The 13985-nt window shown below is 71.0% G+C and carries 15 protein-coding genes; 10 read left to right on the forward strand and 5 right to left on the reverse strand.

Going from position 1 to position 13985, the window contains the following annotated elements; genetic code table 11:
* Positions 1–7 precede the first annotated feature (7 nt).
* On the forward strand, positions 8–2254 hold the full coding sequence (locus tag OHA21_RS19670; protein WP_328475575.1) for a beta-L-arabinofuranosidase domain-containing protein: 2247 nt from the start codon (positions 8–10) through the stop codon (positions 2252–2254).
* A gap of 301 nt (positions 2255–2555) precedes the next feature.
* Here OHA21_RS19670 and OHA21_RS19675 read toward each other — a convergent pair whose 3' ends face one another.
* On the reverse strand, positions 2556–3752 hold the full coding sequence (locus OHA21_RS19675; RefSeq protein ID WP_328475577.1) for an MFS transporter: 1197 nt from the start codon (positions 3750–3752) through the stop codon (positions 2556–2558).
* A 65-nt stretch (positions 3753–3817) separates the two neighbouring features.
* Between OHA21_RS19675 and OHA21_RS19680 the strand changes: the two genes are divergently transcribed.
* The gene (locus OHA21_RS19680; RefSeq protein ID WP_328475579.1) at positions 3818–4216 is read left to right on the forward strand and encodes a DUF3224 domain-containing protein; all 399 of its coding nucleotides are present in this window, start codon (positions 3818–3820) and stop codon (positions 4214–4216) included.
* Positions 4209–4742 carry a MarR family winged helix-turn-helix transcriptional regulator gene (locus tag OHA21_RS19685; protein ID WP_328475581.1) on the forward strand — a complete coding sequence of 178 codons (534 nt, stop codon included), beginning with the start codon at positions 4209–4211 and terminating at the stop codon, positions 4740–4742. The genes OHA21_RS19680 and OHA21_RS19685 overlap by 8 nt, the downstream gene beginning before the upstream one ends.
* An 8-nt stretch (positions 4743–4750) precedes the next feature.
* Here OHA21_RS19685 and OHA21_RS19690 read toward each other — a convergent pair whose 3' ends face one another.
* On the reverse strand, positions 4751–5698 hold the full coding sequence (locus OHA21_RS19690) for a DUF1295 domain-containing protein (RefSeq protein ID WP_328475583.1): 948 nt from the start codon (positions 5696–5698) through the stop codon (positions 4751–4753).
* Between the two features lie 167 nt (positions 5699–5865).
* On the opposite strand from OHA21_RS19690, the gene OHA21_RS19695 reads away from it, so the two are divergent.
* The 3 genes from OHA21_RS19695 to OHA21_RS19705 all read left to right on the forward strand — a co-directional run bounded on the left by OHA21_RS19695 (position 5866) and on the right by OHA21_RS19705 (position 7308).
* Positions 5866–6195 carry an ArsR/SmtB family transcription factor gene (locus tag OHA21_RS19695; protein ID WP_328475585.1) on the forward strand — a complete coding sequence of 110 codons (330 nt, stop codon included), beginning with the start codon at positions 5866–5868 and terminating at the stop codon, positions 6193–6195.
* Positions 6195–6878: a cation transporter gene (locus tag OHA21_RS19700; RefSeq protein ID WP_328475587.1), complete on the forward strand. Its 684-nt coding sequence runs from the start codon at positions 6195–6197 to the stop codon at positions 6876–6878. The genes OHA21_RS19695 and OHA21_RS19700 overlap by 1 nt, the downstream gene beginning before the upstream one ends.
* 70 nt (positions 6879–6948) lie before the next feature.
* Positions 6949–7308 carry a hypothetical protein gene (locus OHA21_RS19705; protein WP_328475589.1) on the forward strand — a complete coding sequence of 120 codons (360 nt, stop codon included), beginning with the start codon at positions 6949–6951 and terminating at the stop codon, positions 7306–7308.
* On the opposite strand, the gene OHA21_RS19710 is transcribed toward OHA21_RS19705, so the two are convergent.
* Positions 7249–7968: a TetR/AcrR family transcriptional regulator gene (locus OHA21_RS19710; RefSeq protein WP_328475591.1), complete on the reverse strand. Its 720-nt coding sequence runs from the start codon at positions 7966–7968 to the stop codon at positions 7249–7251. The two genes, OHA21_RS19705 and OHA21_RS19710, sit on opposite strands and share 60 nt — an antisense overlap.
* A gap of 79 nt (positions 7969–8047) precedes the next feature.
* Here OHA21_RS19710 and OHA21_RS19715 point away from each other — a divergent pair, with 79 nt between their 5' ends.
* The 3 genes from OHA21_RS19715 (at position 8048) to OHA21_RS19725 (ending at position 11709) form a co-directional block, all read left to right on the forward strand.
* Positions 8048–9472, forward strand: a complete 1425-nt coding sequence (locus tag OHA21_RS19715) for an NAD(P)/FAD-dependent oxidoreductase (RefSeq protein WP_328475593.1) — start codon at positions 8048–8050, stop codon at positions 9470–9472.
* Positions 9473–9535: 63 nt separating this feature from the next.
* On the forward strand, positions 9536–10492 hold the full coding sequence (locus OHA21_RS19720) for a sensor histidine kinase (RefSeq protein ID WP_328475595.1): 957 nt from the start codon (positions 9536–9538) through the stop codon (positions 10490–10492).
* A 119-nt stretch (positions 10493–10611) separates the two neighbouring features.
* Complete coding sequence (locus OHA21_RS19725; RefSeq protein ID WP_328475596.1) at positions 10612–11709, forward strand: glycoside hydrolase family 19 protein; 1098 nt, start codon at positions 10612–10614, stop codon at positions 11707–11709.
* Positions 11710–11730: 21 nt separating this feature from the next.
* On the opposite strand, the gene OHA21_RS19730 is transcribed toward OHA21_RS19725, so the two are convergent.
* The gene (locus tag OHA21_RS19730; RefSeq protein ID WP_328475597.1) at positions 11731–12162 is read right to left on the reverse strand and encodes an MmcQ/YjbR family DNA-binding protein; all 432 of its coding nucleotides are present in this window, start codon (positions 12160–12162) and stop codon (positions 11731–11733) included.
* Positions 12149–13366, reverse strand: a complete 1218-nt coding sequence (locus tag OHA21_RS19735; protein WP_328475599.1) for an MFS transporter — start codon at positions 13364–13366, stop codon at positions 12149–12151. Before OHA21_RS19735 ends, OHA21_RS19730 begins: the two co-directional genes overlap by 14 nt.
* Positions 13367–13486: 120 nt before the next feature.
* Here OHA21_RS19735 and OHA21_RS19740 point away from each other — a divergent pair, with 120 nt between their 5' ends.
* Complete coding sequence (locus OHA21_RS19740; protein ID WP_328475601.1) at positions 13487–13933, forward strand: MarR family winged helix-turn-helix transcriptional regulator; 447 nt, start codon at positions 13487–13489, stop codon at positions 13931–13933.
* Positions 13934–13985: the final 52 nt, after the last annotated feature.

The raw sequence follows: 13985 nt of genomic DNA on the forward strand, positions 1-13985 counted from the left end.
AGACCGCATGTCCCCCACCCGCCGCAGCCTGCTGGGCGTCGCTCTCGCCTCGGCAGCCGGCTCCACTCTCCTCCGCGGCGCCCCGGCCGCGGCCGCCGAGCTGCCACCCGCCCGTGCCGACCTCGGCGTCTCGGCGTTTGCGTTCCCGCTCGGCCAGGTGCGCCTGACCGCCGGGCGGCTGATGGACAACCAGAACCGCACCCTGAACTATCTGCGGTCCGTCGACGCGAACCGGCTGCTCTACGTGTTCCGCGCCAACCACGGCGTGTCCACCGGCGGTGCGGCCGCGAACGGCGGCTGGGACGCGCCGACCTTCCCGTTCCGCAGCCACGTGCAGGGGCACTTCCTCACCGCGTGGGCGCAGGCGTGGGCCGTGCTGGGCGACACGACCTGCCGGGACAAGGCCAACTACATGGTCGCTGAGCTGGCCAAATGCCAGGCTTCGAACGGTTACCTGTCCGGGTTCCCCGAGTCGGACATCACCGCGGTCGAGAACCGCACGCTGACCAACGGCAACGTGCCCTACTACTGCATCCACAAGACCCTCGTGGGCCTGCTGGACGTGTGGCGCTACATCGGCAACACCCAGGCCCGTACCGTGCTGCTGGCGCTCGCCGGCTGGGTCGACACCCGCACGGCCCGGCTGACCAGCGCCCAGATGCAGGCCATGCTGGGCACCGAGTTCGGCGGCATGAACGCCGTGCTCACCGATATCTACCAGCAGACCGGCGACGCCCGCTGGCTGACCGTCGCGCAGCGCTTCGACCACGCCGCGGTCTTCAACCCGCTGGCTGCGAACACGGATCAGCTGAACGGCCTGCACGCCAACACGCAGGTGCCCAAGTGGATCGGCGCGGCCCGCGAGTACAAGGCCACCGGCACCGGCCGCTACCTCGACATCGCCCGCAACGCCTGGAACATCACGGTCGGCGCGCACACCTATGCCATCGGCGGCAACAGCCAGGCCGAGCACTTCCGCGCCCCGAACGCGATCGCCGGCTACCTCACCGACGACACCTGTGAACACTGCAACACGGTCAACATGCTGCGCCTGACCCGGGAACTGTGGGTGACCGACCCGAACCGGGCCGCCTACTTCGACTTCTACGAGCAGGCCCTGCTCAACCACGTGATCGGCGCGCAGAACCCGGCGTCGGCGAACGGGCACGTCACCTACTTCACCCCGCTGAAGCCGGGCGGGCGGCGCGGCGTCGGCCCGGCCTGGGGCGGCGGCACCTGGAGCACCGACTACACCACCTTCTGGTGCTGCCAGGGCACCGGCGTCGAGGTCAACACCCGGCTGATGGAGTCGATCTACTTCTACAACGGCACCACGCTGACCGTGAACCTGTTCACCCCGTCCGTGCTCACCTGGTCGCAGCGCGGCATCACGGTCACCCAGGCCACCACCTTCCCGGCGAGCGACACCACCACGCTGACCCTGTCCGGCACGATGAGCGGCTCCTGGAGCATCCGCGTCCGCATCCCGGCCTGGACCAGCGGCGCCACCATCGCCGTCAACGGCGCCGTGCAGAGCGTCGCGGTCACGCCGGGAAGCTACGCCACCGTGACTCGCACCTGGGCCGCCGGCGACACCATCACCGTGCGCCTGCCGATGCGGGTGGTCATGCGGCCCGCCAACGACAACCCCGACATCCAGGCCATCACCTACGGCCCGGCGGTCCTGGCCGGCAACTACGGCAACACCACGCTCAGCGCCCCGCCCACGTTGACCGTCTCCTCGGTCACCCGGACCACCGCCACCGCGAACGGGGCGACCGTCAACCTGGTCCCGTTCTACGACGCGCACGGCTTCAACTACACCGTCTACTGGCAGACCACCCCCACCGTGAAACTGGTCAACAACGCCACCGGCCTGGTCCTCGGCATCAAGGACATGTCGCTCGTCAACGGTGGCCTGGCCCTGACCTGGGACGACACCGGCACCCTCGACCACCGCTGGGTGCGCATCACCGACGGCACCGCCGTGCGCTTCCGCAACCTCAACAGCGGCAAGGTCCTCGGCGTCGAGAACATGTCCACCGCCGACAACGCCCGCGTCCTGCAATGGGACGACAACGGCACTGCCGACCACCGCTGGACCCTCCTCGACCAGGGCGGCGGCCTCTTCAAGATCCGCAACGTGCACAGCGGCAAACTCCTGGCCGTCCTGGGCGGCGGCACCGCCCGAGGCACGCAGGTGGTCCAGGAGGCAGACAACGGCAGCGCCGACAACCTCTGGCGCCTCATTTAGACCCGTTTCGATACGGGCTACGCGCTCTTCCCCGAGCGTCCCGCGGCCGCCGCACGGCTCGAGGCCGTCCGGCGGCCGCCGGGCTGAACCTACGGTCGCCCCAGCCGGGCCTGCCACCATCGCGCCGAGTTCGTCATCACCTGCTCGGTGCCGGCGGGGCGGTCCCGCAGCATGCCGCGACCAGCCGGCCCACCGTGGCGCCGGGCGAGGCGTCCGGGCTCGCGCGGGGCGAGGGTGTGGCTACGGGTGGAGGGCGGTGGCCGCGGCTCTGCGCCGGCGCACATACCCGACAGCGCAGCAATCAGGCGCGGACCGGACGGCGGCCGAACGCCCGCATCGCCGTCGCACCGACCAGCGGGCCCGGCACGAGCAGCCAGAACGCCCAGCGCCAGCCGACCGCCCCGGCCACCACCGGAACCAACTGGATGGTGATCACGGTCAGCGCGAAGCCGATGGCCGTCTGCGCGGTCAGGGCGGTTCCGACGTAGCGTTCGTCGGCGACCTCGCTCAGCGACGTGGAGAAGACGCCGGAGTCAGCGACCGCCGCGGCGCCCCAGATCACGCCGAGCGCCACCACGGCGGCCGGCGGGGCGGTGAAGAACAACGGGGACAGCAGGCAGCAGGCGCCGCTGACCACCAGGGCGGCGACCCCGGCCCGGGACCGCCCGAACCGGTCCGCCGCCCAGCCGCCACCCAGGCACCCGGCCAGCCCGGCGACGCCGATCGCCAGGAACGCGACCAGGCTGACGTCGGCGTCCTCGCGGCCGGTGCGGGCCGCGGCTCCCGCGATCAGGAAGCTGGGCAGCCACGTCCACAACGCGTACAGCTCCCACATGTGCCCGAAGTAGCCCAGGTTGACCAGCCGGGGACCGCGCTGGCCGAACATCGTCAGGGCGTACCCCGGATGCGGCGCCGCCGGCGCCGCGTGGGCGAACTGCGGGCCCTCGCGGACCAGTGCGACCGACACCAGCGCGCCGGCCGCCGTGCAGCCGGCTGCGGCGGCCATCACGGCCCGCCACGGCAGGTCGCCCAGTCCGCCGATCAAGTGCGGCAGGGCCGAGCCGAGGGTGAGCGCGCCGATCATGACGCCGAACGCCAGACCGCGCCGGGCCGGCGGCGCCCAGGACGCGGTCAGTTTCATGCCGACCGGGTAGACCCCGGCCAGGAAGACACCGGTGAGGAACCGCAACGGGACGGCGGCGGCGAGGCCGTCCACCGCGACGGCGAACACTCCGGTGCACGCAGCCGCCAGTGCCGCGCAGAGCGCCATCAGCAGATGAGCCCGCACCCGGTCGGCCAGGTTCAGCGCGGTCGAGGTGACCGCGCCGACCACGAAGCCGAGCTGCACCGAGGCGGTCAGCCACACCGCCGCCGTGGCGCTGATGTGCCACTGTTCGCGCAACGCCGGCACCACGGCGGATGCGGAGAACCACACCGCCATGCCGAGAACCTGAACGACAGCGATCAGCGCACGCTGTCCGCCGGCCCGATGCGTCATCTGCGCTCCCTCGCTCGGCACCCGATGATCATGCAATATGTGACTCAGTCATATATCGTGGGGAGATGACGACGACACTGGAGACCAAGCTCGAGATCAAGTCATGGGACGAGAAGCCGTATCGGGAGATGCCGGACGGCACCAGGTGGACCCGGGCCGAGGTCGTGCTGGCCGGGACGAGCGACCAGCTGACCGAGGGTTCCTTCGAGGCGCTGATGTATTACCGCGGTGACGGGACCAGCACCTACGTCAGCCTGATGTCGCTCACCGGCACGCTCGACGGCCGGCACGGCACCGTGATCCTGGCCGGCCAGGGCACCTTCGACGGGACGACGGCGCGCAGCGAGTTCCGGGTGATCGAGGCGACCGGCGGGCTCTCGGGGATCACCGGCACGGCCACCAGCAGTTCCACCCACGCCGACTATCCGTACATGCCTCTCACGCTGACGTACGATCTTGGCTGATCCGCTCAGCTCCGAGGGCAACGTGCTCGGCGCGCTCGCGCTGGTGCTCACCGACCAGATGGCGGCCGGCGCGGCTACCGGAGCCGGCGAGTCCGGCGCGGCCGCCGCGGCGCTCTCCGCGCTCCACGAGTTCCTGGACGGGGCCACCCTCGACCGGTTGCGCCGCGTTCTCGGCCTGACCCATTCCGGCGCGGTGCGATTGGTGAACCGCCTGGCCGCCGACGGTCTGGTGGAGCGCGGCCCGGGTGCGGACGGCCGGTCGCGGTCGGTGACGCTGACCCCGGCCGGCCGGCAGGCCGCGGCCCGGGTGGCCGGAGCCCGCGCCGCCGTGCTGGAACGCGCGTTGCGGGACCTGGCGCCTGAGCAGCGAGCCACTTTGCACGAGCTGCTCGGGCAGGTGATGGCGGGCGTGGTCCGGGACAAGGAGGGCGGCGCCTGGATCTGCCGCCTGTGCGACCTGCCCGCCTGTGGCCGCGACGAGGGACACTGCCCGACCGCGAAGGCGGCCGCCGCCAAGTACGGCTGACGCGCCTTTCAGCCGCGGCGCGGTCTCAGCATGGCCGGTCTGGGCAGCAGCGCCGGAACCTGGCGCATGTGCTCGGCGTATGCCGGACGGCGGACCAGAGACCTGCGGTCCATCATCGGCACGCTGACGAACGCGAACAGCAGCACCATGCTGACCGGCCCGATCACCGTCCACCACCAGCTGGGCGCCGCCGCCATCGCGAACAGCCACATCCCCCACCAGAACGTGATCTCGCCCAGATAGTTCGGATGCCGCGAGTACCGCCACAGTCCGCGATCGATGATCCGGCCCCGGTTGGCGGGATCACCGGCGAACCGGTGCAGCTGCCGGTCCGCGGTCGCCTCGATCAGCACCGCGGCCGCGGTCACCACCACGGCCACGATGTCGAGCAGGCCCCACGGCCGGCCGGTCACGGTCACCGCGGGCCAGACCGCCAGCAGGCCGGCGAAGACCACGAGAGTCGGCATCAGCTGAATGCCGGTCAGATTGATCAGCCACCACGGCACCCCGGCGGGCCGCTGCTCGCGCAGCTGCACATACCGCCAGTCCTCGTGACTCAGCCCGCGCCACGAGGACGCCCAGTTGGCCGTCAACCGGATCGACCAGGCCAGCACCAGCAGCAGCACCGCCACCTGCCGCCCGGTGACCGCGGCCAGGTCACCGCCGGCCTGCCACAGCACCCATCCGGCCACGATCACCGCCGGCGCCACACTCCAGTACGGGTCGTAGACGCTCGCGTTGGCGACCAGCACGCTCGCCCCGAACACCACCACGGTGGCGACCAGGTCGGCGTAGAAGGTCACCGCCAACAGGTGCTGCCCCCGGAGCAGAGCCAGCACCGCCCAGGCGGCCAGCCCGGCCGCCACATAGACCAGCACCACGACCGCGAACCCCACCGCCCGCGACGTGGCCGCCAACCGCCCACCCACCTGGTAGGCACCGCGTTCCGCAGCCATACCAGGCAGAATAGGTCAGCGTCGATCGTCGGGGCATTGGCCGTTCAGAGCATCAGGCAGAACGGGTGGCCTTCCGGGTCGGTGAGCACGATCCACTCGTCGCCGCCGGGCTGGAACTCCGGCTGCGGCGGCTGCTGTGAGTACAGCGTCGGCTGTACTATCAGGGCGTGGAAGCAGTCGTGCACGGCGCAGCTCTCGCCCGATTCGGTCACGCCCTGTCGGATGCGACCCGCGCGCGGCTGCTGCTGGCCCTGCGCGACTCCCCCGGCTACCCGTCCGAGCTCGCCGACCAGCTCGACGTGACCCGGCAGAACCTGTCCAACCATCTGACCTGCCTGCGCGGCTGCGGCCTGGTCGTCGCCGTTCCCGAGGGCCGCCGCACGCGGTACGAACTGGCTGACAACCGGATCCGGCACGCCCTCGACGACCTGCTCGGCCTGGTGCTGGCCGTCGATCCGGCAGCCTGTCCCGACTCCGCGGAGAACGGCTGCTGCTGATGCCGTCCGTCATGTCCCGCAGCCCGGCGCAGCGCAGCGCGGTGCTGGCCCGGCGGATCCGGCTGCTGGTCGCCGTCACGATCGGTTACAACGTGGTCGAGGCGGTGGTCGCCGTCAGCGCCGGGCACGCGGCCGGGTCCACCGCGCTGATCGGGTTCGGGCTCGACTCGGTCATCGAGGTGTCGTCGGCCGCCGCGGTCGCGTGGCAGTTCGCCGGTCGCGATCCGCAACGCCGGGAAAGGACCGCACTGCGGATCATCGCCGTGTCGTTCTTCGCGCTGGCCGCCTATGTCACCGTCGAGTCCGTGCGGACGCTGCTCGACAGCACCGGCGCGGAGCACTCCACGGTCGGGCTCGTCCTGGCGGCGGTGTCGCTGGCAATCATGCCCGGCCTGTCCTACGCCCAGCGCAGGGCGGGACGCGAACTCGGCTCGCGCACCGCGGTCGCCGACTCGAAGCAGACGCTGCTCTGCACGTACCTTTCCGCGGTCCTTCTCGTCGGTCTGGCCCTCAACAGCCTGTTCGGCTGGAGCTGGGCCGATCCGGTCGCCGCCCTGATCATCGCCGCCGTCGCCATCAAGGAGGGCCGCGACGCCTGGCACGGCGACGCCTGCTGCGCCCCGATTCCCACCGCCGGACCGGCCACCACCTGCGCAGATCAATGCTGCGGCGACAATCGCTGACGGCGCGAGCGGCCAACCGGGCCGGCGCCGGCTGTGGACGCCATGCGGATGTCGATCAAGAATGGCGGGCGTGACGCGACCGGAGCACCAGCAACGTCCGTCTCGGCTCGGCGGCTTCTGGGGGTTCCTGGTGGGCGGCGCGGCCGTGGCGCTGCTGCTCGTGGTCCTTCAGCCGGTCACCGACCCGAAGGACTGCCCCAACTACGGCGCCGCCGGGAATGCCAGCGTGTTCGCGAACTCGGCCTGGGACTTCTACCTTCCGCTGGTCCTGCTCGGCTGGCTGGTCCTGGTCGTCGCCGAGCAGGCGCACCCGGCGGCCTGGTGGGGCCGCACCCGGACCGCCGTCGCCGGCCGGGCCGTGGCCGCCGTGTCACTGACCCTGGTGGCCGCCTGCTGCCTGGGCGCCACTCTGCTGGCCACCTGCCGCTGACAGCGCGTAGATCAGCTTGTCCAGCACGCCGGGGAACGCGGAGCGCACGGCCGCCGGCAGGTGTTCGCGCACCGCGTCCAGATGCGGATACTCGTCGGCCGAAAGCGAAACATACACCCGCGCCAGCGCCCGGTCCTCGGCCTGCTGCTGACTCGGGGTGAGCTCGGCGGCGTCGATCGCGGCCAGCGCCAGCACGGTGTCGATGAAGTCCCGGTAGTGCAGCAGCGCCTGCTCGGGACTGAACCCCGCACCGAGCAGCAGCCCCACACCGAGGTCGGCGGTGCGCAGCTCGTTGGGGCCGGCCGTGAACCGTACGGCCCGCAGTTGCGCCAGCCGCGGGTGCTTCAGCATCGAGCGGTACACCCGCTCGCCCAGCTCCCGCAGGGACGCCGCCCAGTCCGGGCCCGGCACGAAACCGACGGTGGTCTCGCCGATCAGCCGGTCGGCGATGGCGATCAGCAGGGCGTCCAGGTCCCGGAAGTACCGGTAGATCGCGGTCGGGTCGGCGCCGAGTTCCACGCCGAGGCGGCGCACGGTCAGCGCGTTGCCGCCGGGCGCCTCGATCAGCCGCAGCGCGGCCTCGATGATCAGATCCGGGTTCAGCACCACCCCGGTACGGGTCGGGCGGCGCCGGACACGCGGGGAGCCGGCTCGCGCCATCCTCCTGCCTCCTTATGTCAACGCATTGACGTAAGCCTAGCGGCCCGGTTTGCTGGTGTTCTGACCAGGGAGGATCAGCATGCGGGCGGAAGCACCGGCCTACGACCTCGACATCCGGACCGACGAACGGCGCATCCGCGCGGCGCTTGCCGACGCGGCGCACACCCCGTTCTGGCTCGAGGACCCCGGCCGCCCCGCCCCGGAGGCGCCGCTCACCGGCAGCGCCGAGACGGACCTGCTGATCATCGGCGGCGGGTACTGCGGGCTCTGGACCGCCCTGCTCGCGAAAGAGGCCGATCCGGGCCGCGAGGTGCTGCTCGTCGAGAGCGAGGAGATCGGCTGGGCGGCCAGCGGCCGCAACGGCGGTTTCGTCGAGGCCAGCCTGACGCACGGCCCGGAGAACGGCCGCCGGCACTTCGCCCGTGACCTGCCGGTCCTCGACGCGCTCGCCGAGGAGAACTTCGCCGGTTTCCAGCAATCCCTCGACCGGCACGGCATCGACGCCGAACTCACCGTCGGCGGCGCCCTGGCGGTCGCCACCGAGCCGCACCAGATCGACTGGCTGCGCGCCGAGGCCGGCGGCGACGCGACCTTCTACGAGCGTGACGAGCTGACCGCCCTGGTCCGCTCCCCGCTCTACCGGGCCGGGTTGTTCACCAAGTCGGGCGCGGCGCTCGTCCATCCCGCCAAGCTCGCCTGGGGCCTGAAAGCCGCCTGCCTGCGGCTCGGCGTACGCATCGCCGAGCACACCCCGATCACCCGGCTGACCGACGAGGGCAGCACGGTCCGGGCAGCCACCAGCGCCGCGACGATCCGGGCGAAACAGGTGGTGCTCGCCACGAACGGCTTCCCGTCATTGCTGCGCCGCAACCGGCTGCTCACCATCCCGATCTACGACTACGTGCTGATGACCGAGCCGCTCACCGCCGCCCAGCTCGACGAGATCGGCTGGCACGAGCCGTTCGGCATCTCCGACACCTCACGGCAGTTCCACTACTACCGCAAAACCGTCGATAACCGGATTCTCTGGGGCGGTTATGACGCGGTCTATCACCGCGGCGGCGCCATCAGGGCCGAGTACGACCAGCGCCCGGAAACCTTCGCCCGGCTGGCCGACCACTTCCTGCGTACGTTCCCGCAGCTCGGCGACGTCCGTTTCACCCACGCCTGGGGCGGCATGATCGACATGTCGGCGCAGCTGGCCGCGTTCCAGGGCGTGGCGATGTCCGGCAAGGTGGCGTACAGCAGCGGGTTCACCGGCCTCGGCGTGGCCGCCACCCGGTTCGCCGCGACGGTGATGCTCGACCTGCTGGCCGGCGCGGACACCCCCCGGACCCGGCTGCGGATGGCGACCCGCCGGCCCCGGCCGATCCCGCCGGAACCGTTCGCCTATCCGGCGGTGCAGGTCATCCGGCGGGCGATCGCCGATTCGGACCGCAACGGCGGCCGGGACGGGCTGATCCTGAGGGCGGCAGGCCTGCTCGGCTTCTCGTTCGACTCCTGAGCGGCCGAATCCTGACGGGGTCGCTAATGTTGCGGGCATGACCACTGCCCCGCCGGTCGCTGGATGAGGACCGGAGCCGCCGCCGGGCACCTCGGCTATTACCACGAGGCCGTCTGCTACTCGTCGGACGACGACTTCCTCGCCGTGGCGGTGCCGTTCCTGCTGGGCGGCGTCGCCGCCGGCGAGCCCACCATGGTCTCGATGGGCCGGCGCAACACCGAGCTGCTGCGCGCCGAGCTGCCGGCCGATCTGCCGATCACCTTCCAGGCCGGTGCCGCGCTGTATGCCCGGCCCGCCGCCGCGATCCGGTCGTACCGCAAGTTGCTCGCCGACCACGTCGCGGGCGGGGCGGCCCAGATCCGGATCATCGGCGAGCTGCCGCCGGAGTCGTTCGGCGTGACGTGGGACTGGTGGGGCCGCTATGAATCGGCGATCAACCACGCGTACGACGAATTCCCGCTCTGGAGCATGTGCGCGTACGACACCCGGAGCACCCCGGCGCCGGTGATGGTCGACGTGCTGCGTACGCATCCGCGCACCGCCCTGCCGGACGGCCGCCACCAGCTCAACGACACCTATCTCGACCCGGTCACCTACCTCAGCGAGCCGCGCCTGCCGGTCCTGGACCCGCTGCAGCACACCGAGCCGGCCGTCGACCTGACCGACTGCCCGGCGGCCGAGGCCCGCCAAGCGGTCCGGACCGCCGATCCGGGCCACCTTTCGGCGCCCGACGTCGACGACCTGCTAGTGGCCGTCAGCGAGGCGGTGACCAACGCGTACCGGCACGGCCGCGGCCCGGTCCGCGTGCGGCTGTGGGCAGGCCCCGATCGCATCGTCGTGACCGTCACCGACGCGGGCGCCGGTCCCAAGGACCCGTTCGCCGGGCTCCTGCCGATCGGTGACGGCACCAACGGCGGTCTCGGCCTGTGGATCGCCCATCAGTCGTGCAACCACGTCGCCCAGTACCGGCATGCCGGGGGCTTCACGATCCGGTTGATCGGCGGGAACCCGTACCAGTAACGCTGATTCTTGAAGTTTCTTTACAGATTCCTTGACTTCACCGTGCGGGATCTAGTTGAGTCGATGTACTCCTCATCCCCCTCGCACCAGTGCGTCCCCCGACGTACGGAAGGTGAGTCATGCCCAGAAAACGGCTTCTGTCGATCCTGGCCGCGGTCAGCGTCGCCGTGGCGGGCGCTGCCGCCGCGATCCTGCCGATGACCGCGTCGAACGCGGCGGAGGCCTGCGTCGCCGCGTACAACAACTCGGCCGTCTACACCGGCGGCCAGCGGGCCTCCCACAACGGCCGGAACTGGACCGCCAAGTGGTGGACCCAGGGCGAGACGCCCAGCACCGGCGGGTCCGGCGTGTGGGCCGACAACGGCGCCTGCGGTGGCGGCACCACGAACCCGCCGCCGGCCACCGGCAACTGCAACCACCCGAACTGGGTGGCGGGTCAGTACTACGCGGCCGGCTCGATCGTGCGCTACACCAACGGGCAGTACTACCGGGCGACGAACGCGAACCCGGGCTACGACCCGGTCATCAGCACCTGGTACTGGTCGCCGTACACCTGCACCGGCGGTGGCACCACCACGCCGCCGCCCACCGGATCGGGGAACTTCCCGGTCAGTGAGGCCCAGTTCAACCAGATGTTCCCGAACCGGATCGCCTTCTACTCGTACGCCGGCCTGCTCGACGCGATCAAGAAGTTCCCGGCGTTCACCACCACCGGCAGCGACACGGTCCGCAAGCAGGAGGCCGCGGCCTTCCTGGCGAACGTCAACCACGAGTCCGGCGGCCTGGTCTACGTCGAGGAGATCAACCAGGCGAACTGGCCGCTCTACTGCGACCGCAGCCAGTCCTACGGATGCCCGGCCGGGCAGAGCGCCTACCACGGTCGCGGCCCGATCCAGCTGAGCTGGAACTTCAACTACAAGGCGGCCGGTGACGCGCTCGGCATCGACCTGCTGAACAACCCGGACCGGGTCAAGAACGAGACGTCGGTCGCCTACCAGACCGCCGTCTGGTACTGGATGACCCAGCGCGGCCCGGGCACGATGACCCCGCACGACGCCATCGTCAACGGCCGCGGCTTCGGCGAGACCATCCGCAGCATCAACGGCTCGCTCGAGTGCAACGGCGGCAACCCCGCCCAGGTGCAGAGCCGGATCAACGCGTACAACCGGTTCACACAGATCCTGGGCGTCAGCCCGGGCGGCAACCTGTCCTGCTGATCGCACGCGGGGGTGCGGCCGTCACGCCGTACCCCCGCGGTCCTTCAACCATGCGGCGGCCCGGCGCGCAGATGCGCGCGCAAGCCAGGCATCCTGGATCAACTCCGCCACTTCGGTACGCGTGAGCTCGCCGATCCGCCCCGCCCGCAGCAACACCGACAGGTGCCCGTCGAAATGCGCCGTCGTGAAGAACGGCGTCGTCCCGTCCTGGACCAGGGCCTGTTTGTCCGCCTCCGACTCCACCCAGAAGACGATCACATCGGTCCAGCGCTCCCCGGTCTCCGGGTCGACCGCGTCCGGCCGCGGGGTGCGGAAGAAGACGAACGACTTGCGGCCCACCTGGTAGACCGGGTTGTCGTCGCTGCCGTACTCAACCGTCACATGCGGCATGCCGGACGCCAGCTCATGCACATCCTCGACCCGCGCCGGCCGCTCTCCGTCATCGTGGGCCACGCCCCACCGTAACGGACCGGGCGGTCCCGCTCAGCCGTTGGGCGAGAGGGCGGTGGAACTCACCGTGCGGCAGGGACGCGGCGACGAGGAAGACGACCAGACCGGCCAGGGTGACGGCGGCGCCGGCCCAGAGCGGGGCGGTGTAGCCGAGGCCGGCGGCGAGGGTGAGCCCACCGATCCAGGCGCCGAAGGCGTTGCCGACGTTGAAGGCCGCGATGTTCGCGCCGGAGGCCAGGGTGGGCGCGTCGGCGGCGTGCGCGAGGATGCGCATCTGCAGGCCGGGGACGGTGGCGAAGCCGAATCCGCCCATCAGCAACAAGGCCGCGACGGTGGCGATCTGGCTGGTGGCGACCATGGCGAAGACGGCCAGGACGATGGCCAGTCCGGCGAGCAACGCGGCGAGCGTACGCCCCAGATTGTGATCGGCGGCGCGGCCGCCGGCGATGTTGCCCGCGAAAAGGCCCACCCCGAAGAGGACAAGCAGCCACGGTACGGCGGACGCGCTGAACCCGCTGACGCCGGTGAGCGTGTACGCGATGAACGAGAACGCGCCGAACATGCCGCCGAAGCCGAGCACGGTGACGATCATCGACAGCCAGACCTGGCGGTTGCGGAAGATCCGGAACTCGCCGAGCAGACTGGTCGTCGTGCTCGCCGCCGGCGTCGGCTTGACCAGCAGCGTGATGCCGGCGAAGGCGATCACGCCGATCACGGCGATCGCCCAGAAGGTGGCCCGCCAGCCCGCTGCCTGGCCGAGGAAGGTGCCGAGCGGGACGCCGAGCACGTTCGCGATGGTCAGGCCGGCGAACATCATCGAGATGGCGGCGGCCTTGCGGTTGGCCGGGACGAGGTCGGCGGCCACGACCGAGCCGATGCCGAAGAACGCGCCGTGGCACAGCGCGGCGAGGATCCGGCCGAGCAGCATCACCTCGTAGCTCGCGGCGACGGCGGACAGCAGGTTCCCCGCGATGAACAGGATCATCAGGCCGAGCAGCGCTTTCTTCCGGTCGACCCGGCCGAGGGCGGCGGTGATCGCTATGGCCCCGACCGCGACGGACAGCGCGTACCCGGAGATGAGGTATCCGGCGACCGCCTCGGTGACCGCGAAGTCCGCGGCGACCTGCGGCAACAGGCCCGCGATGACGAACTCGGTCAGCCCGATGCCGAACCCGCCGAGAGCGAGGGCGTAGAGCGCGAGGGGCATGGAACGGCCCTTCCAATCATGCGTACGAGGATAGGCAGCGCCTGCACTAGTTGCAGACGCAACGTTCTCCGATAGTTGCACGCGCGCTATATCGGCGCAAGGAGGTGTATCGTCGACCACGTGGGAATCACCGACGACGCGGTCGAGGTGCGGGCTCAGGGCTGGCGCCGGCTCGCCGCGCTGCACGGCCTGATCGAGACCGAGCTCGAGCGCTGCCTGCAGACCGAGCACCGGCTCTCCGTGGTGGAATACACGGTTCTCGACGCCCTCAGCCGGCAGGACGGCTGGCACATGCGCATGCGCCAGCTCGCCCGCGCCGCCGCCCTGTCCAGCAGCGCCACCACCCGCCTGGTCACCCGCCTCGAGGAACGCGGCCTGCTCACCCGCATCCTCTGCGCCGACGACCGGCGCGGCATCTACACCGAACTGACGAAGGCCGGCCAGCAACTGCTGGAGCAGGCCCGGCCCACCCACGACCAGGCGCTGGAGCGCTCGTTGCAGGAGGCCACCGCGACTCCGGAGCTGCAGGGGCTGGTCGATTTCCTGCACAGCGAGGTCAAGAGCTGAAAATCGGGTGAACTCCGCCGGCGTGATACCCGGTCACCGCGCGCACAATAGC

Origin of the sequence: Actinoplanes sp. NBC_00393 (genome assembly GCF_036053395.1) — a bacterium.
In the GTDB taxonomy this organism is placed as follows: Bacteria; Actinomycetota; Actinomycetes; order Mycobacteriales; family Micromonosporaceae; genus Actinoplanes.

Excerpts from the sequence above, each read along its gene's own strand:
- OHA21_RS19700 (WP_328475587.1), top strand. The coding sequence starts at position 6,195 with ATGCCGTCCGTCATGTCCCGCAGCCCGGCGCAGCGCAGCGCGGTGCTG.
- OHA21_RS19670 (WP_328475575.1), top strand. The coding sequence starts at position 8 with ATGTCCCCCACCCGCCGCAGCCTGCTGGGCGTCGCTCTCGCCTCGGCA.
- OHA21_RS19725 (WP_328475596.1), top strand. The coding sequence starts at position 10,612 with ATGCCCAGAAAACGGCTTCTGTCGATCCTGGCCGCGGTCAGCGTCGCC.
- OHA21_RS19675 (WP_328475577.1), bottom strand. The coding sequence starts at position 3,752 with ATGACGCATCGGGCCGGCGGACAGCGTGCGCTGATCGCTGTCGTTCAG.
- OHA21_RS19710 (WP_328475591.1), bottom strand. The coding sequence starts at position 7,968 with ATGGCGCGAGCCGGCTCCCCGCGTGTCCGGCGCCGCCCGACCCGTACC.
- OHA21_RS19715 (WP_328475593.1), top strand. The coding sequence starts at position 8,048 with ATGCGGGCGGAAGCACCGGCCTACGACCTCGACATCCGGACCGACGAA.
- OHA21_RS19735 (WP_328475599.1), bottom strand. The coding sequence starts at position 13,366 with ATGCCCCTCGCGCTCTACGCCCTCGCTCTCGGCGGGTTCGGCATCGGG.
- OHA21_RS19680 (WP_328475579.1), top strand. The coding sequence starts at position 3,818 with ATGACGACGACACTGGAGACCAAGCTCGAGATCAAGTCATGGGACGAG.
- OHA21_RS19690 (WP_328475583.1), bottom strand. The coding sequence starts at position 5,698 with ATGGCTGCGGAACGCGGTGCCTACCAGGTGGGTGGGCGGTTGGCGGCC.
- OHA21_RS19720 (WP_328475595.1), top strand. The coding sequence starts at position 9,536 with ATGAGGACCGGAGCCGCCGCCGGGCACCTCGGCTATTACCACGAGGCC.